Here is a 19,792-nt window from a genome sequence, read left to right as displayed (position 1 = left end):
CGAAAAAGACAAAAACTGATTTTATGCCCGCAATACCGCTATGCCCTGCATGATGAATGTATTATGGCCGTAGTATTCGGTTTTACTGCTCCTTTGCTGGAAAAAATTCTGTCATACTCTCTGCCTGCCGAGCATGAATCCGTAATAGATTTGTTCACCAGCAAGGTTGACATCACATTCAGCAACGGAAATATTGTTATCTCCAACTAAAGAGGTGTAAATAATGAGTAAGTGCAGCTGTAAAAGTTCTGATAAATCAGCAGACAAAACAGAGGGTTGCGCTCAGAACAGCGCCAAGGAATGCCACGGACACGGCAAAGACCATGCCTGTGGAAAAAAAAGGAATAGTTAGAAAAAATTTGCGAACTACCTTTATCCCCCCACCCAAGCCGGATGAGCCCTGAAAGCGGGACATACCCCGAGTACGAGACAGGCCGGCTGTAGTGCAACGGATATTCCGTCTTCATTGCAACTGAAGCGGGGAACCAAACAGGGTCGGCAGCAGTGCTGCTTTTTACCTTTAGCGCCATTATCCGCCAACTTCTCTTGACATTAAAACCCCAATTGAGCCAAACTCAATAAAATCGTTATTCCTAAGGGCATTGTTGCAGCTCCCTGTCCCGCTGCCAGGGGGCTAAATGCAAAACAGCGTTACTGCTCGCTGTTACAGTTCAAGCGTTTTGGTCAACAAAATGAATTTTGATATCGTTATATACAACGGCGTTATCGTTACGGTAAATCCTGATTTTGACATCATTGACGATGGTCTTGTCTGTATAAAAGATGGAAAGCTAAAACGAGTTGAAGCCCGAAACGGAGACCTTCCTCTTCCCGAAGCCCGAGAGACGATTGACGCTGGGGGTGGAATCATTATGCCCGGTCTGATCAATACCCATACTCATCTTCCCATGACGCTGTTCAGGGGGCTTGCCGATGATCTGCCCCTTACCAAATGGCTGAATGAATACATCTTTCCTGCCGAAGAAAAACATATAAGGCCTGAAACCGTCCGGCCGGGGACGCTTACAGCTTGTGCGGAGATGATACTGTCGGGAACAACGACCTGCTGTGACGGATATTTTTTTGAAGAAGATGTTGCCGCCGCGGTCAATGAAACCGGCCTGAGGGCCGTGCTGGGCCAAGGTGTGATCGATTTCCCGGCACCAGGGGTCCCGCACCCGGATGATAACATTAATAATGCCTTAAAGTTTGTCCAAAAATGGCAAAGCATATCGCCATTAATCACCCCGTCGATATTCTGCCATTCTCCCTATACCTGTTCTGAAACGACTTTAAAAAAGGCCAAGAATGCCGCGGCCGCTGAAAATGTGCTTTTCCAGATTCATATTGCCGAGACCCAAAGCGAGTACGACCAGATTCAAGCACAGCAACGGGCAACACCGGTAAAGTACCTTGATAACATCGGCATTTTAGATAAAAATACATTGTTGGTTCATTGCGTCTGGCTGGATGATGACGACTTTGAAATCATCGCCCAAAGGCAGGCAAAAGTTTCCCATAATCCCGAAAGCAATATGAAGCTTGCTTCCGGCATTGCGCCGGTACCAAAGCTTTTAACCGCCGGCATAACGGTAGGTTTGGGCACCGACGGATGTGCCAGCAACAACGATTTAGATCTTTTTAGGGAAATGGATACAGCGGCAAAGCTGCATAAGGTAAATGTTCTCGACCCCACGGTCATGGATGCCGGAACCGTCCTGAAAATGGCGACGATCGGAAGTGCCGGAGCCATCGGCCTTGAAAAAGATATCGGCTCTTTGGAAGTCGCCAAACATGCCGATATCATCATTATCGACACCTTCAAGCCCCACCTTGTGCCCCGCTACAATCCCGTATCCCAGATTGTCTATGCCGCCCAGGGTTCAGACGTACGGGATGTCATTGTGAATGGAAAGGTTCTTTTAAGGAATCGGAAGCTGTTGACCATAGAGCTGGAAGATATTCTTAAAAAGGTGGCCGATATCGCTGCGGTTGTTAAAGCAACATGAGAAATTCGGTTATAGTTAGCCGCCGGATGATTTCGTTTAGGTCGGGAAGCTATCTGGGCAAAAATATGGTGCCGCAGGTCGGGGGCTGTGGTGAAAATTTCGAAATGCCCCGCTAAAAACCCGTAAAATAGCTTGACTTTTTATAACAACATCTTATTATCGAAATAATCAATAAAGGCCCGTTCTTAATTGGCGGGCCGGTTTCGTTCTGAAGGCAAGATCCATTTGTCAAAGTGACAACCTCCAGTTTGGAACTATGAGAATTTTTCGAAAGGAGTGTGTCACTATGGCTGATGGAATTGTAAAATGGTTTAATAGCAGCAAAGGTTATGGCTTTATTGAGCAGGAAGATGGTCCGGATGTATTTGTTCATCATTCAGGAATCAATGCCGCCGGTTTCAAGACTCTCGATGAGGGCGACCGCGTCACCTTTGACATCGAGGAGGGCCAGAAAGGTCCTGCGGCGACAAATGTCACCGTGGTATAGCTTGCCATTTGTAAGTTAAAAAAGGGCGTTCTTTGCGATTATGCAAGGAATGCCTTTTTTATCTTCAACTGAGCGAGACCTTTGAGCTTGACTTATTTTCAGGCTCTATTCCCCCTCAAACTCGGTTAAAGTAAACATCTTATAATTTTTTATCTTTTCCCTGCCTTGCAGGTCAGGCAGTTCGACTATAAATACACACTCAACGACTTCGCCGCCCAGTTTTTCAACCAATTTGGTTGCGGCCGATATAGTGCCGCCGGTGGCTATCAGGTCATCCACCACAAGGACCTTTTCACCCTTTGCAATTGCATCTATATGCATCTCTACAACGTTCTCGCCGTATTCAAGGGTATATGACTCGCTGATGGTTTTATAGGGTAACTTTCCCGCTTTTCTCACAGGAACAAATCCGACATTAAGCTTATAGGCCAGCACTCCACCGAAAATGAATCCTCTGGCATCGATTGCGACCACCTTATCAATCTCCATGCCACGGTAACGTTCATAAAGCATATCACAGGTCTGCTTAAATGCTTCGGGATCTTCCAAAAGTGTTGTAATATCCCTGAACATCACACCTTCAATCGGCCAATGTGGCACAGTCCTGATTTTATCTTTCAAATTCATATCAATCTCCTCGCTTAACAACTAAAAGTTGGTATTTCAAGAACAGCTAAGGCAGGTTTTAGCTAAGCTTTGAAACAGCATTAACCAGCAGCTTTTTAACTCTATCCGCATTCTGGTGAAATACCTCCAAGATTTCTTCCCATGTAACCGGCTCCTCATCTTCCTTCCAGCAATCGTAATCGGTTGACATGGCAACAACAGCATACGGTATCCCGGCTTCGTTTGCCAGCATCGCCTCCGTAGCTATCGACATGTTGATGACATCCCCTCCCCACATCCTAAACATCTTTGATTCTGCTTTAGTCGAAAACCTCGGCCCTTCGATGGTTATCACTGTTCCGCCATAGTGGGTTTCATAGCCCAACTCTTTTGCGGCGGCATAAAGCATCTTGCGCAGCCCGCTGTCAAAGGGCTCGGCCATGGGCGTATGCTCCGCCCCGTTTTCAAATGAATCGTGAAATGTAATTTTCCTGTGCTTTGTAAAATCAATGAACTGATCAACAATCACAAAGTGCCCGCGATCAATCTCCGCTTTAAGGCTGCCGCAGGCAGAGGTCGCAATCACGTGCGTCACGCCCTGCTCCTTCAAGGCGCAAATGTTTGCTCTGTAGTTGACCTGGGTCGGACTCAACTGGTGCTTTGCGCCATGCCTGGCAATAAGGACTACATCAACGCCGTTAATCTGGCCGACGGACAATGCCGAAGACGGCTTCCCATAAGGGGTGTCTACATGCATGATCTCGGCGTTGTCTAAAATTTCCGGGTCATCCAGCCCGGAACCTCCGATAATCCCCACTTTCACCATTATTATTTCTCCGTCTGAGTTTGAAACTATTCTGTTCGTTTTCCTTATTATACATACAAAATATTGTCAATATTCGTAAATTTGCAAAAAGTGAAACGTGAAATGTCAAACGAATACATTTAGTACATCAAGGGGCAATATTACACAACATATACACTTTTCACGTTTAACTTTTTGCGACGCCATCAAGGTTAGTCTAACTACTATATATTGCGCTATATTTTGCTTGACATACAAGATGTGTTATCCTATGCCTTTAGTAAGCCAAGAATCCGAGCCCAGAGAATCAGGTGTTGCAAGACTAAATAAATTCAGCTCATAACACAATTGCCGGGCAGCAAAATGACTAATGCATCCCCGTTGTCTATTGATGAAATCTGCCAATATTTAGGCATTAATCGAGATATCTTTTACCAATGGCTCGACATAAAACAACCACAAGCTTATTATCCTGATGTTTTACAAAAATTTAAGAAGGCCGATATTGATAACTAACTAAAAATACTTTAAATTATGAAGGTAGACGGTCAAGATATTCGGCCTATCTGGCTGGATGAAGATCTAAAAACGGTAAAGGTTATCGATCAGCGGCGCCTCCCCCATGAATTTATTGTTGCGGATCTTGAAACCGTAGACGATATCATCACGGCCATTAAAGAGATGTACGTTCGGGGCGCACCGCTGATTGGCGTGACCGCCGCTTACGGCGTCTATCTGGCGGTTTTAAACGCTCCTGACAACTCCGGTGATGCCGATTATTTAATAAAAGAGTGCCGGCGATTGAAAGCGGCCCGACCCACGGCAGTGAATCTGGCCTGGGCGGTGGACAAGGTATTATCCGCTGTTCTAAACATCGAAAATACTGCCCAAAGATTAGAAACAACCCGGCGGGAAGCTGATGCCATTACTGAGACTGAAGCGGAAAACTGCCGCAACATCGGCCGGCACGGTCTGCCTCTGATTGAAGAGATTTACCACCAAAAAGGCAACGATACCGTCAACCTGCTGACCCATTGCAATGCCGGCTGGCTGGCCTGTATCGAATACGGCACGGCCACGGCACCTATCTATACCGCCTTTGATAAAGGTGTGGACGTGCATGTATGGGTGGACGAAACCAGGCCCCTCAACCAGGGAGCACGGCTGACGGCCTGGGAGCTTGGCAAATACGGCATCAAGCACACGGTCATCACCGACAATGCCGGCGGTCATTTAATGCAGCACGGCATGGTGGACATGGTAATTGTAGGCTCCGACCGGACCACCTACACCGGGGATGTGGCCAACAAAATCGGAACCTATCTAAAGGCGCTTGCAGCCAAGGATAACAATGTTCCCTTCTATGTGGCCCTGCCCTCCAGCACCTTTGACTGGCAACTGAGAGACGGTATCAAGCAAATCCCCATTGAAGAGCGCGATCCCGATGAAGTGCGGTATGTACAGGGCCTGAACCGGGGATCAACAATCAGTGTGCTGGTCCCTCCGGCCAATAGCCCGGCGGCCGATTTTGCTTTTGATGTCACGCCTGCCAGGCTTGTCACCGGCTTTATCACGGAAAGAGGCGTCTGCAAGGCAACAGAACAGGATATTAAGCGTTTGTTTCCCGAAAAAATGGCAGCAAGGTGAAGAATTTGTCTGGCGGTATGCATGTCGCCCTTTACGGAAATGACAGGACCGGAGCAAATCGGCGACACTGTTACACCCTTTAAACTGCAAATTATATCGCTGCCATCATAGTTTCACGACTTTTTAGGGGGTGCGAAACTTGAGTTTTTAGTCAAAGTAAAATCATACATTTTTGCGGATTTAAAAACAGGTAGAGTTCCTGTCCTTCTTCTTGCGGCACGTTATGCGAAGCCTGTACCCTGATCATATGGCCGTCCACGCTTACGAAAAAATATAAAAGGTTGCCCAAGTACGCCTTATGGACAATAGTTCCCTTGACCAGGTTCTCCCTGGCTTGGGGTGGCTCCGTAAACACTTCCACATCCTCGGGACGGATAGAAGCATACACTTTTTTTCCCGGTGTTGTTGCCGTGATGTTAGGCGTCTTGCACAGCATCTTTGCGCTGAATTCGGTGCGTACGTAAACCGCGTCTCTGTCCTGGAGGACCTCGACGACCTCCCCGGACATAAAGTTCATGGTGCCTATAAAATCGGCGACAAATCTATTGGCGGGCTTTTCGTATATCTCCTGGGGAGTGCCGACTTGCACCACGTTCCCCGAGTCCATGACGGCGATTCTATCAGAGATAACCATCGCCTCGGCCTGGTCGTGGGTGACATAGACCGCTGTGATGCCCATCCGTCTTACCAGGTCCTTGATTTCAAATCGCAATTCTTCTCTGAGCTTGGCATCCAGGTTGCTCAGCGGTTCATCCAGCAACAACACCTTAGGATTTCTCACCAGAGCTCGCGCGAGCGCCACCCTTTGCTGCTGCCCGCCGCTCAATTGGGACGGGTACCTCTCTTCCAGACCATCCAAGCCCACTAACTCCAAAATCTGTTGCGCCTTTTCCTGGATAATCCGCTTGGGAAGCTTAGCAATTTTCAAGCCGTAAATGATATTTTTGTATACCTTCATATGCGGCCATACGGCATAGTTTTGGAACACCATGCCGATGCCTCTTTTCGACGGATGGACAAATCCTTTCGAAAGCATCGGTTTGCCGTCAATAACGATGTCGCCCTCCTCGGGTGTCTCCAGACCGGCGATGCAGCGCAAGGTGGTTGTTTTGCCGCATCCGCTGGGCCCTAGCAGCGTTAACATTTCGCCCTCGTTCACCTCGAGTTGTATGTGATTAACAGCCACTACTTTCTTAAAGCGCTTGAACAGGTTTTGGATCTCTATAAATGCCATTGAATATCTCCTTGAGTGACCGCCGAATTGCTGCACACTCTCGCGGTGCATTGTACATGGCTGATTTATAAGGGTTTACAGGTTCAGGGTTCACCGTTCAGGGTTGCGGCACAATCAGGTGCGATTCAGACTTTCGGTGAATCTTTGAATCTTTGAACCTTTGAACCTCTGAACTTCTGAACTTCTGAACGGTTCCTCCATTTTTTAAGTACCGCCGGGACCCCAGGCCGCTTTGAGGACACCCCCGCTGATTCTCGATATGATTAGCAGCAGGATAAAGGTGATCACAATCATCAGAAAAGCCATGGCGGCGGCGATTCCGAACTCCATGCCGCGGTGCCAGTTTAAATAGATTCCTATGGGCAGGGTTTCCCATCCGCCTCGATAAAGGAATATGGCGGTAGAGATCTCCTGGAACGCCATGATGAAAAACATCACCACGCCGACGAGCACGCCTTTGACCAGCAAAGGCAAAGATATATAAAAAAAAGTCCTGATTTTGCCGGCACCCGATACTTCGGAGGCCTCCTCTAACGAAATATCCAACTGCAAGTAAGAGGCATGCGCCATCCTCATAAAGTACGGGAGCCGCCGTGCAAAGAGGGCCAGCGCCATGATAATCCAATGCCTGGCCAAGGGTATGGTTTCCCAAAATGCCAAGAGATAACTCACCCCGATCGCGATACCCGGGAAAGCCAGCATCAGGGTGATGACAAAGTCGAGCACATTTCTTCCCGGGACACGGGTGCGGACGATGAGATAGGCTGCCGGCAGTCCGAAGGCGATCCCTAATATCAGGGCTAATCCACTGAAAACAAAAGAGTTTTTTATCAGGAGAGGGGTTTCCTGAAGGATTATCCTGAAATTATCGAGGGTCCAGTAGGTTGGAAACGGCTCCAGGACCCATCTTCTGGAAAAAGCGGCCAACCCCAGTACGGCCGGAATGAGCAGGACAAGGGCGGAGATAAAAATCATGTACATATACGAGCTAAATTTCACCAGCGGGCCCGGCTCGATCACCCTCCCTTCAGCCGTTGTCCCTTTCGAGAGGCCGGTATACTTTTTCCTCTCGACCCACCACCTGGCTAACAAAAAGAGGATAATGCAAACCGTGGAAGAGACGACCACCGCCACGATTCCCATGTACTTGCGATGCATGTCGGTAAAGTGATAGGCGATGTTGATGTACGCAACCGAGGGCAGAAAGTCGATCTGTCCCAAAATCATTGGCGTGAGCCAGTCCGTAAAGGGCCACAGGAATACGATGACGGCGCCCGCCAGATACGTCGGGGTGCAGAGCGGCAAAGTGACGGTGAGGAATCTCCGAAAACCGCTGGCTCCCTCGATTTCGGCGGCTTCTTCAAAGCAGGGATCTATGGTGGTGAAACCTGCGGAAAGACTGAGAACGATAAAAGGGAGCATGTGCAGGGATTGAACGAATACCAGTCCGTGTAGTCCATAGATGAAATTTATGGGCGTCTCGATCAATCCCGATTCCGTAAGGAGCAAATTCAGAGTTCCAAACCTGCCGAAAAAGATGATGAATGCAAATACGCCGGCGTAAGCGGGCAAAACAATGGGCAAAAGGATTAGGGCTGTAAAAACTGTCTTTCCCCACTGCCTGTATCTCGCCAGGATGTAAGCCAGGGGCACCCCGAACAAGGTGGTCGTCAGCAGCACCAGCGTGCTCAGGACCAAGGTATTTCCAAAAGTTCTAAGATAATACGTGTCCTGGAAGAATTCCAGGTAATTGCTTATGCCCCAGGTGTCGGTTCCGGCGATCTTGAAGCTTTCCTTCAGCAGAATTGACAGCGGATAAAGCACGAGAAAGGCAATCACCGACCACAGGAGTGCTGCCAGATAGATATTGCCACGCGACATACCACATCCTTTACTATAGTTTTCCAGATAAAGATTTTGGCTGCGTTATCGGTCGATCTCCTCGACGACGTACTACCGTGCACGCCTTACGCGGAGATCTCCCTTTAGTCTTGCCAAAAACATTATCTGAAAACCTATGTCTCATACTTGATGTGCGAGAGAGCGGTAGCTCCCTCGCACATTAAGTAATATAAGTCTGCTTTCAGGTTCCGTTACGGCGCCACCAGCAGAGCGCGGGCCTTGGATGCCGCCAAGCGGGCTGCGGCATACTTGCCATCATACTCAAAGAGCTTTCTGGCTTCTTTTATTTTGACCGTAGCCTTTTTCACGTTCATCTTTTGGGCTTTCGCCGCTTGAATTTCTCCCTCAACTTCCTCTATCAGGAACAGACTGCGTTTCAACTTGCCCCACTTTCGGTAAATCTCCATCTCATATTTACGGTTGACGTCGTCCCACCTCTTTGTGGCAAGATCCAAATCGTACTCAATGAATCCGACATCCAGATCCCAGAATGAATCAACTCCCAGTGCTTTCTTGGCGTGTTTGGCCATGGTGACGCCTTCTTTTTCCCACACGGAGAATTTAATGTCCGTTCTGGCTGCGAAGTAACGGCCCTCCAGCACGTGTTTTTGTCCGTCCGTGCTGAACAGCCAGTCCAGAAAGATTTTCCCAATCTTTTCGTTGGGCGCACCCTTCAGCAAAGCCACGGCCTCCGGAACCAGGATCGTTTTTTCCGGGAGCAGATCACGTACGGGATAGCCGTCTTTGCGTGCAGCCATCGCATTCATTTGCGGCTGCGCGACCCCGATGGGAACTTCGCCGCGCTTCACTAGATTGGTCGTATCTGTGCTGCCGGTGGAGAAGCGGGCCAACTGCGCCGCTAACAACCTGAGATATCTCCAACCTTCCTTTTCTCCAAATCCTTGCAGGAGAATTTCTATGGCTTCATGCATGGTGCCGGAGGCGTATGGCAGCGTATGCACGATATTGCCTCTGTAGATGGGGTTGAGCAGATCGTTCCACGTTTTTGGCGGCGGCAGTCTCAGCTTTTTCAAAACCTTCTCGTTATACAGATTGGTGACGATCCAGGGAGCGAAAGCGGTCCAATAATAATCTTTATCTTTTACCTTCATGCCGTGCCATTCAGAGGGAATCTTATCCCAATTCTTTGGTCTGTAAGGGACAATCAATCCGTCTTGCTTTAAGACTTCATGGGCTGGAGCGCCGGCGCCCAGGAAGATGTCGGCATCTGGTTTGCCGCCCCATATTCTCACTTTGTCCACGACGACCGGCCATCCACCCGGCCGCACGAACGTGATGTCCACGTCCTTACCATAGGTCTTCTTATAGTACGCCTTGAAACCCTTGTTCAGACTGTCGGATAATTCCTTGTAAACAGGACCGACCCAGCCGAGTTTGTCAGCGGCTTGAACTTGAGCTGCAAAGGTTGGCAGGAGCAGTAACGATATTGAAAGGACGGTGAAGATTGTTGTGGCCAAGATTTTGTTTCTCATTTTGATCTCCTTTCGATTAACATTGTCATGTTTGCAAAAAAGAAATTTGTCGATCTTTAACCACCTCCTTTGGCAAAGGGTTGATGCTTGGGTTGCATTCCAAGCAGAATAGAGATAGATATCAAAAATTACAAGTCCTTTTCTTCTGTTTCCTGAAAATCAAAGCCGGAATTATTTGAACGTTGGGGGAGTTGTAACCGTTCACAGGTTCAGAGGTTCAGGGTTCAGAGGTTTACCCGCCTTTGGCGGCGCCGTAGGCGACCAGGGTTCAACGAATAAAGACAAGGTTGAATCCCACCAGTGGCGGGAAACCTGTGAACGCATGAAAAAGACAACCCTGAACCTCGCCTGCCGTCGGTCGGGCAGTGGTGAACTCTGATTCTGTGAACCCAACAGAAAGGTAACCCTGAACTTCTGAACTCTGAACCTGTGAACGCCTACAGGGAGTTTTATCCCGTGCAAACCAATACGCCCCATATCCTGCTGGTAAATCCCTGGATACACGATTTTGCGGCCTATGATTTCTGGGCCAAGCCCTTAGGACTTCTGTATCTGGCTGCAATTTTGAAAAATCATGGCTTTGATGTTACCTATTTGGACTGTCTGGACCGTTTCCATCCCCAAGCGCCGACTACCGATCCCTTTGCCAGGCATGGTCGGGGACCATACCTTAAAACCAGGATTCCAAAACCAGCGGGATTAGAGGACATACCGCGCTATTTTTCCAGATACGGCATCAAACCGGAATGGCTCCGCCGTGATCTTCTGGCCCTGGCACAGCCCGATCTGGTGCTGGTGACATCTCTGATGACATATTGGTATCCGGGTGTGCAGGAAACCATAAAAGTATTAAAAGGAGTTTGGCCTGAGGTAACGGTTGTTTTGGGGGGCGTTTACGCCAGCCTCTGCCGGAATCATGCTGAACAACATTCCGGAGCGGATCGTATTCAAACAGGACCGGCCGAGGAATATATTCTAAAGCTTGTTGGTGATTATACCGGCTTTCATGTGCGCCCGGACTTTGATCCCGGAAACCTGGACACCTATCCCTACCCGGCCTGCGACCTTCAAAGCAAAATTAACTACGTTCCGCTGCTCACCTCCAGAGGTTGCCCGTTTGCCTGCAAATACTGCGCATCTCATTTTTTAAGTTCGAAAAGAATGGTGCGCCGACCCGAGCTGGTTGTGGAAGAAATTCGCTACTGGCATGAACAACACGGCGTTAAAGATTTTGCATTCTATGATGACGCTTTGCTTGTCAATGCGCTAATCCATGCCGTTCCCATGCTCGAAGGGATCATCAAGGCCGGTTTAAAGGTCGATTTTCACACGCCCAATGCGCTTCATATCCGCGAGATTACGCGCCGGACTGCGCGCCTGATGTATCGGGCCGGTTTTAAAACGCTGCGCCTGGGACTGGAAACGGCAGCATTTGAAGCCAGAAAAGAATTAGACTACAAAGTAACGGGGGCGGAATTTAAGCGGGCGGTGGATCGACTCAAAGAGGCCGGGTTTCAAAAAAACCAGATCGGCGCGTATCTGTTGACGGGTTTGCCGGGACAGGACCTGCATGTATTAGAAGAATCCATCAAAACGGTTAAACAAGCGGGCATTACCCCCATACTGGCGCACTATTCTCCAATTCCTCACACGGCCCTCTGGCAAGAGGCGTTGGCCTCATCCCGCTACAATCTGGCAGCAGACCCCATCTTCACAAACAACGCCATATCTCCCTGTCAGGACAAGACCTTCTCATGGCAGACACTCTCGCATTTAAAAAATCTAACTGCAAACTAAAGCCCTTATTGTTCGTTTGTTTCATTCTTTAAAAGCATGTCCAATATCTTGGGAATATAATCATCAGCTTTGCCGGCATCAAATCTGCATGAACCCACCGTGCGATGTCCACCGCCTTCGAACTTTGCAAGCATCAGGCCGACGTTGACATTACAGTTTTTATTAAAAATATTATGCCCGACACTGACGGCAACTTTTTTCCCGGCGTCATCATCATAACGGATCTTAACGCTCACAACCGTTTCGGGAAACAAGGCATAAACCAGAAACCGATTGCCGTCCGGGGTTTTATCTAAAGGGCGAAAGTCTGTAACACATACATGCCCAAGCGATTGCGTGTGCTCTGCTAAATAGGCTTTATACTTTTTGTTTTGCTCAATCACAGCCCGGCAGCGTTGGTCGACTTCCGCATCATCAAGAATTTCGTCAACCTTTAAGGTTCTAAGCAATGCGACCAATCTGTTCCAGTAGCGCTCAGCAGCAGCATCATGTCCGAACATTGTCATGGAAAGCAGTAGATAAGGATGCTTTTCGGGATGGAGCGCCTCGTCCATAGATAAATCCGCCGAATCAATTTTATCCGTCTCGCTGACCAGTTCACTGTAATCGCGTTGAAACATGTGCTTATAATACTTAAAAACGACATTTGCTGCCGAAGGTGCCAGTTCAAACGCACCTTTAAACGGGCTGTTAATTCTGCTGGTATAATGATGGTCGAACCATAGACTGCAGCGTTCGTTGTAAGGCAAATTTGCCATGATGTCGCCCTTGCGTATGTCAACCAGGCCTTTTTGCACATCATTGGGCTGCACCCATTTTACAGGTTCTGTAATTTTTTCTGCTTCATATAGCAGCGCGGCGCAGACAGCCCCGTCAAAATCCGGCCTGGTAACAATTCGCATCTAACAAACCCCTCTTTACACCTTCTAACGCACATAGCTTGGTTAAGCAGTGCGTAGGCGTTCATAGGTTCAGAGTTCACCGTTCAGCCTGCGACGAGCTCGGCCGAGTCGGGTTGCTTTTTTGTTAACCTTTACTAACTAGCTCCGAACCTCTTGGCACGACGTAGCTTCAGCGTAGGCGGGTAAACCTATTAACCCTGAACCCTGAACCCTGAACCCTGAACCCGTGAACGGTTACAAGAGTGCTTTACCGATCAAACCTATTATAAAAAATATCATAATAGATTTGCAATACATTATCATGCCGAGTCCAAATAACACTATCCATATATTCTGATTGACTATAGCGGTGGTATATATGATATGAAACCTTAAAATCTTTAGCGCAAAAGGTGTTAGTTCACCGGAAAGGAGACGCAGTCCATGATACAATTAAAATCGGCTGATCTAAAAAAAGCAAAAACAGAGACATTGGTAATTCCTGTTTGTGAAGATAAAGACATCCATGATGACGCAACCATTGCCGCCCTTATCCGCAAAGCCAAAAAACTCAAAGAGTTTAAAGGTGCAAAAGACGACCAGGTCGTCTTCTACAATCTGCCTGATGTTAAGATAGTACGCTTGATTTTTATAGGGCTTGGAAAGTTGAAAAAAATCGATACGGAAGCACTGCGGAGCATGGCGGGCAAGGCTGTTAAGGGATGTATTAAAAAGGACCTCTCAGAAGTACTGATTGCTGTTCCGGCGGCCGAAAAACTCAACCTGACGGTTCAACCACTGCTTGCAGCGCTGATGGAAGGGGCCTGTCTTGGTAACCATCTGTTTGACAAATACAAAAAAGAAAAAAAGCACAAACCCCTTAAGAAGATCAATCTGCTTGTAAAACCTGCTGCTGTAAAAACGTATCGCAGATTATCGGCCCGCATCGAAACCGTCTGCCAGGGAACGATCCTGGCACGAGAATGGGTCAGTACTCCATCCAACGATAAAATACCCGCACGGTTTTCGCGGTCGATAGCCAGACTGGCCCGTCAAGCAAATCTCAAAGTTAGCGTATGGGGCGCAAAAGATCTCAAAAATAAAAAGTTCGGCGCAATGCTCGCGGTCGCCGCCGGAAGTCAGAACACACCCCGCCTGGTAATACTGGAACATAAACCCCAACAGGGCAAAAAGTCGATAGTGCTGGTGGGCAAAGGCGTTACATTCGACTCCGGAGGTATCAATCTTAAGCCTTCGGCCTCTATGGAGGACATGAAAATAGACATGTCCGGTGCGGCGGCCGTAGCTGCAACCCTGATTACCGCCGCAAAGCTAAAAGCCAAAATGAACATAGTCGGCATCATTCCGCTGGTGGAAAATATGCCGTCAGGGAAAGCCTCCCGGCCTGGAGACATCATCAAAAGTTATGCCGGTAAAACCGTGGAAATCGGCAACACCGATGCCGAAGGACGGCTGATATTAATCGATGCACTGGCTTACGGGGTCAAAAAATACAAGCCCCGGGTTCTCATTGATTTGGCAACTTTGACCGGAGCATGCGTAGTGGCGCTGGGTGAAAAAATAGCCGGTGTTTTTTCTTTAGATGACAAATTGGCCCAAGCGATTATATCGTCCGGGGATAAGACCTATGAACGCTGCTGGAGAATGCCGCTTCCCGATGATTACAAAGAACTGCTCAAGAGCGATTTTGCCGATTTGAACAATATCGCCAGCACGCGTTATGGCGGTGCCATTACCGCGGCCTTGTTCCTTTCAGAATTTGTAGGCAAAACCCGCTGGGCGCATATCGATATCGCCGGTCCCGTTTATGGTAAAAAAGAAACTGCTTACTGCGCTGCCGGCGGCACCGGTTTCGGCGTACGGCTGCTCTGCGATCTGTTGGAAAAACTGTAACCTCAATTGAGCTCAAAGAAAATGGCGGGCATTTTGCGGTTCAGGATCGCTGTCAGTCTCGCATGATAAGGGCACCCACCGGGCATATATCTACACAGACCGTGCAGCCTTCGCATTCCACTTTAGACTCATCATCTTGGCCATAAAAGCTGATTACAGTCTCAAACCCTCTGTTGGCAAAGGTTAAGACTGACTGACCATGCTGCTTGCGGCAGACATATAAACACTTACCGCACAAAACGCATCGATTGGGGTAATAATCAAGGCAGGAGTGCTCCCGGACGATTTCCGGCTCCTTGAGATATTGTTCGAGCTGCTTGGGCTTCAAGCCGACTTTTAAAAATTTAGCGCTGCGCTGCAGCTCACACTTTTTATTGGCCGGACAATTTTTGCAGTCTACGTGGTGTACCGAAAGCAGCAGTCGCAGGGCCGAACGCTGCAGTCGTCTGACCGCGGGAGTGTCGGTTTTGACGATCATATTTTCTCTGACTGTAGCGACACATGCGGCCACGGGTTTGTCTTGCCCTTCAATTTCAACAAAGCACATTCGGCACAGAGCCGAAGGGTATTTCATCTCTGCAACATAGCAGAGGTTGGGGATGTAAATATCGTTGTTCAAACAGGCCTGAAGCAGCATCGACCCTTCTTCGGCTTCAATCTCTCTATCATCCACCAAGATTTTAGGCATCTTATGAAGTCCTCATTAATAGATTATGTCTTCTCCGGTGGCTTCTCAACAATGGGGACCAGATCCGGAGGGGATACTTTTCTAACAGCGTCATATTCGGGAGGACAGGCAACCACGCACTCGCCGCATTTTACACATAGCTCCTGGTCAACCCCCTTCTTGCGGTTGCTGGTGGTAAATACGGCGTCAACCGGACAACGGGTGGCGCAGGCATCACAGCCACGGGCGCATAAATCCGGATCAAAATAAAAAGCGGTCAGTGCCCGGCACATCAGCGCCGGACAGCGCTTTGCGCTAATATGCGCTTCGTATTCATCCCGGAAGTACAGCAGTGATGTAAGCACCGGGTTGGGAGCGGTTTTCCCTAAGCCGCACAGAGAGCCGTTTTTAATATCTGCGCTCAGAACCTCAAGCAGTTCCAGGTCTCCTTCGCGTCCTTCACCCTTGGTTAAACGGTTCAGTATTTTGAGCAGGTGGTGGGTTCCGATCCTGCAAAACGTGCATTTACCGCAAGACTCTTTTTGGGTAAAATCGAGAAAATACCGGGCGACGTCCACCATGCAGGTATCCTCATCCATTACTACCATGCCTCCGGACCCCATCATGGCTCCGGCTTCCGTCAGGGAATCAAAATCGATAGGGGTATCCAAAAAATCTTCGTTCAGACATCCGCCCGAGGGTCCTCCGATCTGAACAGCCTTGAATTTTTTGTTATTGGGAATGCCGCCGCAGATGTCAAAGATAAGAGTGCGTAGCGAAACCCCCATGGGAATTTCCACCAAGCCGGGATGGACAACATTACCGACAATGGAAAAGATCGCCGTACCGGAACTGTTCTCGGTGCCGATATTGCGGTACCAGTCGGCGCCATTATTCAGAATAGGTGGAATCGAGGCCAGGGTTTTGACATTGTTGATGACCGTCGGCCGGTCCCACAGGCCTTTCTCAACGGGGAACGGCGGCCGATGCCGGGGCATACCCCTGTAGCCTTCGATAGATCTAAACAGAGCCGTTTCCTCGCCACATACAAAGGCCCCTGATCCCTGAAACACATCAATGTCCAAATCAAAAGTGCTGCCCAGAATAGCGCTGCCCAAAAGCCCCAGTTCTTCAGCTTGCCGGATGGCTTTGGCAACCAATTTGACTGCCAGGGGATATTCCGCCCTGACATAAACAATAGCTTGATGGGCTCCGACAGCATAGGCGCAGATAATCATGCCTTCAATCACCTGGTGCGGATTACTCTCCAGTATGGTTCGATCCATATAGGCACCGGGGTCGCCCTCGTCAGCATTGCAGATTACAAATTTGTCTTTTTCTGCGGCTTGCCTGGCCAACGCCCACTTCCGGCCGGTAGAGAACCCGGCACCACCCCTGCCTCTTAAACCGGAATTTTGTATTTCCTGGACGATGTCATCAGGATTGGTTTGCAAGGCTTTGACCAGGACTGAGTATCCGCCTTCCGCGATGTAATCGTAAATATCTTCAGGATCAATGTACCCGCACTTTTCCATGACTATCCGTTTCTCCATATTGAAGCGGGAAAATTCCATGAGCGAGGGAATCAGGTCGTTTGCTTGGGTGGCACCGTAAACATGCTCGAAGCGCGGGTCGCCTTCTTCTAAAAAAAGCTTTACCAGCATTTTGGCCTTACCGGCGTTTACCTGATGATAAAAAATTGGAGGAAATCCGGAATCAGGGTGATCGATGATAACCACCGGTTCGGCGTAACAATGGCCCCCGCACCCTACCGTATGAATGCGGGCATCTACATTGCGTTCAGCCAGGGCTTCTTCGAAGGCCTTTTTGGTCTCAAGGGCTCCGGAGGCAATACCGCAGGTTGCCATGCCGATGTGAATTTTGGGGACCGGTGCTTCCTGGAACACTCTCCGGCGTTTTAAGGCTTCTTGGCGGATCGCGCTGAAGGCCTGATCAAGTTTTTTATTATTGGCCGGCTTCATTCTTTTGTTTTTCTCTGGCTTGCATTTCTTTTTCTATTTCAATCCTCAATAGCAATCCCTCCACTTTGCTCGGGGCCATATGGCCGTGAACGGTTTCCCCAATAACGGCCACGGGGGCTAAGGCACAGCAGCCCACGCAGGCAACTCTTTCGAGGCTGAATTCCCGATCATCGCTGGTTTCACCGTCGCAAATCCCAAGTTTGCGTTCAAAGTTTTCAAGGATAATATCGCCGGCTCTGACATGGCAGGCGGTTCCCAGGCAAACCTTGACCGGATGCTTGCCCGGCGGTTGAAAGCGGAACTGGTTGTAAAAAGTGGCCACACCGTAAATTTCGCTTTGGGGGATTTTGAGGTGGTCGGCTACAATTTTAATGGCTTCAGCAGAAAGATAGGAGAGTTCTTTCTGGACCATCTGAAGGATAGGGATTAAACTTTGTCGTTGTTTTTCAAAATCTGCTAATTTGCGTGCAATCCGTTCCAGGATTGCGCGTTCTTCCATAAATATTTCCTGATCCATTTTCAAACCCTTCGTCCAACAGGCCGGCGGCAGCTTTCCGGCAAAGCTCTTGTCCGCCATTGGACGGCATTAGCGCGCGCCGTCTCGCCAAAGGCGGGCTGCAGGGAACTTAAAATATTGCTCGTGTCTATTTGCCAGAATCGGCCCAACCTCGCAAGTCATTTTTTATCTTCGAGAGTTGTTTGAAAACTATAGCAATATAAGCCTTGACAATAATCGGCCTAAACTGGAACGATGAACGGTCTTTTATGACACGCTTTGCCGGATTTTCGGCCTTGACGCTCGATCGGCAGAATAAAACCCTAATTGAGCGAAAAAAAAGGGGGAATATGCAATGGCTGAGTTGTTATGGACACCTGCGGAAGAAAGAATCAAAAGCACAAACTTGCACCGCTTCATGAGCAGCATTAATGCAAAGTACAACCAAAACTTCAGTGAATATGCGACCCTCTATCAATGGTCCCTTGAAAATATTCCCGAGTTTTGGTCAATGATGTGGGAATTTGCAGACATTATCGCTTCCAAACCTTATGATCAGGTCGTTGACGATCTTGGTAAAATGCCCGGTGCCCAATGGTTTTCAGGAGCACGGCTCAATTTTGCCGAAAATCTTCTGCGATACCGGGACGATCAGACCGCCCTGGTTTTCAAGGGTGAAGATCAGGATGTCCGTCGCATTACTTATGCCGAACTTTATAACGAGGTGGCCCGCATCGCCGGATCATTAAGAGCCGCGGGTGTGCAGTCCGGCGACCGGGTGGTCGGCTTTATGCCTAATATGCCCGAAGCCGTCATTGCCATGCTGGCCGCCGCCGGCATCGGTGCAACCTGGTCTTCCTGCTCGCCCGATTTCGGGATCAAGGGCGTGCTGGACCGCTTCGGCCAGATCAAGCCCAAGGTTCTGTTTACGGCCGACGGTTACTTTTTCAAGGGAAAACGCCTTGATTCTCTTGAGCGCATTGCCGACATTCTAAAAGAACTGCCGTCCATTGAAAAAGTGGTTGTGGTACCGTACACCCAAGATAATCCGGATATTGCCAAAGTTGCCCGCGCGGTTCTTTACCCGGACTTCGGATCTTCGGAAGCTGATCTTGCCGTTGCATTCGAACAGCTTCCTTTTGATCATCCGCTCTATATTATGTACTCTTCCGGCACTACCGGTCTGCCCAAATGCATGGTGCAAAGCGCCGGGGGCATTCTGATCCATCATTTGAAAGAACTGATACTCCATACCGATTTGAAAAGAGAAGATGTTATTTTCTACTTTACAACCTGCGGCTGGATGATGTGGAACTGGCTGGTTAGTTCTCTGGCCGTAGGCGCAACCGTGGTATTGTATGACGGCAATGCTTTTTATCCGCATCCGGAAACGCTCTGGGAATTGGCTCAAAACGAGAAAATAACGATATTCGGAACCAGCGCGGGCTATATTGCCGCCCTGCAAAACGCCGGCGTAAAACCCGGCAAAACATATGATCTTACGCCGCTCAAGGCGGTGCTGTCTACCGGATCGCCTCTTTCCATGGAAGGTTTCGAATATATTTACCGGGAAGTTAAAGCCGATCTGCAGTTGGCCTCTATTGCGGGCGGCACGGATCTCAACGGCTGCTTTGCGCTGGGTAATCCCATGGGGCCGGTTTATTCCGGCGAGTTGCAATGCCGCGGGCTGGCCATGAAAGTTATGGCCTTTGATGATAATGGCAAAGCGCTTATCAACCAGGAGGGCGAACTGGTGTGCGCGGCCCCTTTTCCTTCCATGCCCATCTATTTCTGGAACGACCCGGAGAACAAGAAATACCACGACGCTTATTTTGACGTTTATGCAAACATCTGGCGGCATGGAGATTATAT

At 48.9% G+C, this 19,792-nt stretch carries 18 protein-coding genes; 9 read left to right on the top strand and 9 right to left on the bottom strand.

Translation table 11 applies throughout. The annotated features are described in order from the left end of the window. From V3S16_RS14990 to V3S16_RS14975, 4 genes are all read left to right on the top strand, one after another. A partial coding sequence (locus V3S16_RS14990; protein ID WP_413886354.1) for a hypothetical protein occupies positions 1–210 on the top strand: 210 nt, incomplete at its 5' end. Between the two features lie 13 nt (positions 211–223). Then, positions 224–352, top strand: a complete 129-nt coding sequence (locus V3S16_RS14985) for a hypothetical protein (protein ID WP_413886352.1) — start codon at positions 224–226, stop codon at positions 350–352. Positions 353–638: 286 nt separating this feature from the next. Next, positions 639–2,009 (top strand): amidohydrolase, encoded by a 1,371-nt coding sequence (locus V3S16_RS14980; RefSeq protein ID WP_413886350.1) that lies wholly within the window; start codon positions 639–641, stop codon positions 2,007–2,009. Positions 2,010–2,295: 286 nt separating this feature from the next. After that, positions 2,296–2,496, top strand: a complete 201-nt coding sequence (locus V3S16_RS14975) for a cold-shock protein (protein WP_413886348.1) — start codon at positions 2,296–2,298, stop codon at positions 2,494–2,496. A gap of 105 nt (positions 2,497–2,601) precedes the next feature. On the opposite strand, the gene V3S16_RS14970 is transcribed toward V3S16_RS14975, so the two are convergent. Both V3S16_RS14970 and mtnP read right to left on the bottom strand, forming a co-directional pair. Next, complete coding sequence (locus tag V3S16_RS14970) at positions 2,602–3,123, bottom strand: adenine phosphoribosyltransferase (RefSeq protein ID WP_413886346.1); 522 nt, start codon at positions 3,121–3,123, stop codon at positions 2,602–2,604. Positions 3,124–3,181: 58 nt separating this feature from the next. Beyond that, positions 3,182–3,928 (bottom strand): S-methyl-5'-thioadenosine phosphorylase, encoded by a 747-nt coding sequence (gene mtnP, locus V3S16_RS14965; RefSeq protein WP_413886344.1) that lies wholly within the window; start codon positions 3,926–3,928, stop codon positions 3,182–3,184. 513 nt (positions 3,929–4,441) lie between these two features. Between mtnP and mtnA the strand changes: the two genes are divergently transcribed. After that, positions 4,442–5,554 (top strand): S-methyl-5-thioribose-1-phosphate isomerase, encoded by a 1,113-nt coding sequence (gene mtnA, locus V3S16_RS14960; RefSeq protein WP_413886342.1) that lies wholly within the window; start codon positions 4,442–4,444, stop codon positions 5,552–5,554. Positions 5,555–5,705: 151 nt separating this feature from the next. On the opposite strand, the gene V3S16_RS14955 is transcribed toward mtnA, so the two are convergent. The 3 genes from V3S16_RS14955 to V3S16_RS14945 form a co-directional block, all read right to left on the bottom strand. Next, on the bottom strand, positions 5,706–6,788 hold the full coding sequence (locus V3S16_RS14955; protein WP_413886340.1) for an ABC transporter ATP-binding protein: 1,083 nt from the start codon (positions 6,786–6,788) through the stop codon (positions 5,706–5,708). Between the two features lie 204 nt (positions 6,789–6,992). After that, positions 6,993–8,669, bottom strand: coding sequence for an ABC transporter permease (locus V3S16_RS14950; RefSeq protein WP_413886339.1), 1,677 nt, complete (start codon positions 8,667–8,669; stop codon positions 6,993–6,995). Between the two features lie 212 nt (positions 8,670–8,881). After that, positions 8,882–10,183 (bottom strand): ABC transporter substrate-binding protein, encoded by a 1,302-nt coding sequence (locus V3S16_RS14945; RefSeq protein WP_413886337.1) that lies wholly within the window; start codon positions 10,181–10,183, stop codon positions 8,882–8,884. A 175-nt stretch (positions 10,184–10,358) separates the two neighbouring features. Here V3S16_RS14945 and V3S16_RS14940 point away from each other — a divergent pair, with 175 nt between their 5' ends. Both V3S16_RS14940 and V3S16_RS14935 read left to right on the top strand, forming a co-directional pair. Further along, positions 10,359–10,562 carry a hypothetical protein gene (locus tag V3S16_RS14940; RefSeq protein ID WP_413886335.1) on the top strand — a complete coding sequence of 68 codons (204 nt, stop codon included), beginning with the start codon at positions 10,359–10,361 and terminating at the stop codon, positions 10,560–10,562. Positions 10,563–10,639: 77 nt separating this feature from the next. After that, positions 10,640–11,980: a B12-binding domain-containing radical SAM protein gene (locus tag V3S16_RS14935; protein WP_413886333.1), complete on the top strand. Its 1,341-nt coding sequence runs from the start codon at positions 10,640–10,642 to the stop codon at positions 11,978–11,980. A gap of 5 nt (positions 11,981–11,985) precedes the next feature. Here V3S16_RS14935 and V3S16_RS14930 read toward each other — a convergent pair whose 3' ends face one another. Beyond that, the gene (locus V3S16_RS14930) at positions 11,986–12,882 is read right to left on the bottom strand and encodes an exopolyphosphatase (RefSeq protein ID WP_413886331.1); all 897 of its coding nucleotides are present in this window, start codon (positions 12,880–12,882) and stop codon (positions 11,986–11,988) included. A gap of 423 nt (positions 12,883–13,305) precedes the next feature. Between V3S16_RS14930 and V3S16_RS14925 the strand changes: the two genes are divergently transcribed. Continuing rightward, entirely contained in the window at positions 13,306–14,775 is a 1,470-nt protein-coding gene (locus tag V3S16_RS14925) for a leucyl aminopeptidase (protein ID WP_413886329.1), read from the top strand. 52 nt (positions 14,776–14,827) lie between these two features. Here the strand turns inward: V3S16_RS14925 and V3S16_RS14920 are convergent, their stop codons facing one another. The 3 genes from V3S16_RS14920 to nuoE are packed head-to-tail and all read right to left on the bottom strand — an operon-like array spanning position 14,828 to position 17,941. Continuing rightward, positions 14,828–15,463, bottom strand: a complete 636-nt coding sequence (locus V3S16_RS14920) for a 2Fe-2S iron-sulfur cluster-binding protein (RefSeq protein WP_413886327.1) — start codon at positions 15,461–15,463, stop codon at positions 14,828–14,830. A gap of 23 nt (positions 15,464–15,486) precedes the next feature. Beyond that, entirely contained in the window at positions 15,487–17,424 is a 1,938-nt protein-coding gene (locus V3S16_RS14915) for an NADH-ubiquinone oxidoreductase-F iron-sulfur binding region domain-containing protein (RefSeq protein WP_413886325.1), read from the bottom strand. After that, on the bottom strand, positions 17,408–17,941 hold the full coding sequence (gene nuoE / locus V3S16_RS14910; RefSeq protein ID WP_413886323.1) for an NADH-quinone oxidoreductase subunit NuoE: 534 nt from the start codon (positions 17,939–17,941) through the stop codon (positions 17,408–17,410). The genes V3S16_RS14915 and nuoE overlap by 17 nt, the downstream gene beginning before the upstream one ends. A 334-nt stretch (positions 17,942–18,275) precedes the next feature. On the opposite strand from nuoE, the gene V3S16_RS14905 reads away from it, so the two are divergent. After that, positions 18,276–19,792: acetoacetate--CoA ligase (locus V3S16_RS14905; protein WP_413886321.1), on the top strand; the 1,517-nt coding region annotated here is incomplete at its 3' end.

Source organism: Candidatus Desulfatibia sp. (assembly GCF_036446775.1).
Lineage (GTDB): Bacteria > Desulfobacterota > Desulfobacteria > Desulfobacterales > UBA11574 > Desulfatibia_A.
This window is presented reverse-complemented; position numbering and strand designations above follow the sequence as displayed.

Coding starts and splice junctions, on each gene's coding strand:
- V3S16_RS14985 (WP_413886352.1), top strand. CDS start 224: ATGAGTAAGTGCAGCTGTAAAAGTTCTGATAAATCAGCAGACAAAACA.
- V3S16_RS14980 (WP_413886350.1), top strand. CDS start 639: ATGCAAAACAGCGTTACTGCTCGCTGTTACAGTTCAAGCGTTTTGGTC.
- V3S16_RS14975 (WP_413886348.1), top strand. CDS start 2,296: ATGGCTGATGGAATTGTAAAATGGTTTAATAGCAGCAAAGGTTATGGC.
- V3S16_RS14970 (WP_413886346.1), bottom strand. CDS start 3,123: ATGAATTTGAAAGATAAAATCAGGACTGTGCCACATTGGCCGATTGAA.
- mtnP (WP_413886344.1), bottom strand. CDS start 3,928: ATGGTGAAAGTGGGGATTATCGGAGGTTCCGGGCTGGATGACCCGGAA.
- mtnA (WP_413886342.1), top strand. CDS start 4,442: ATGAAGGTAGACGGTCAAGATATTCGGCCTATCTGGCTGGATGAAGAT.
- V3S16_RS14955 (WP_413886340.1), bottom strand. CDS start 6,788: ATGGCATTTATAGAGATCCAAAACCTGTTCAAGCGCTTTAAGAAAGTA.
- V3S16_RS14950 (WP_413886339.1), bottom strand. CDS start 8,669: ATGTCGCGTGGCAATATCTATCTGGCAGCACTCCTGTGGTCGGTGATT.
- V3S16_RS14945 (WP_413886337.1), bottom strand. CDS start 10,183: ATGAGAAACAAAATCTTGGCCACAACAATCTTCACCGTCCTTTCAATA.
- V3S16_RS14930 (WP_413886331.1), bottom strand. CDS start 12,882: ATGCGAATTGTTACCAGGCCGGATTTTGACGGGGCTGTCTGCGCCGCG.
- V3S16_RS14925 (WP_413886329.1), top strand. CDS start 13,306: ATGATACAATTAAAATCGGCTGATCTAAAAAAAGCAAAAACAGAGACA.
- V3S16_RS14920 (WP_413886327.1), bottom strand. CDS start 15,463: ATGCCTAAAATCTTGGTGGATGATAGAGAGATTGAAGCCGAAGAAGGG.
- V3S16_RS14915 (WP_413886325.1), bottom strand. CDS start 17,424: ATGAAGCCGGCCAATAATAAAAAACTTGATCAGGCCTTCAGCGCGATC.
- nuoE (WP_413886323.1), bottom strand. CDS start 17,941: ATGGATCAGGAAATATTTATGGAAGAACGCGCAATCCTGGAACGGATT.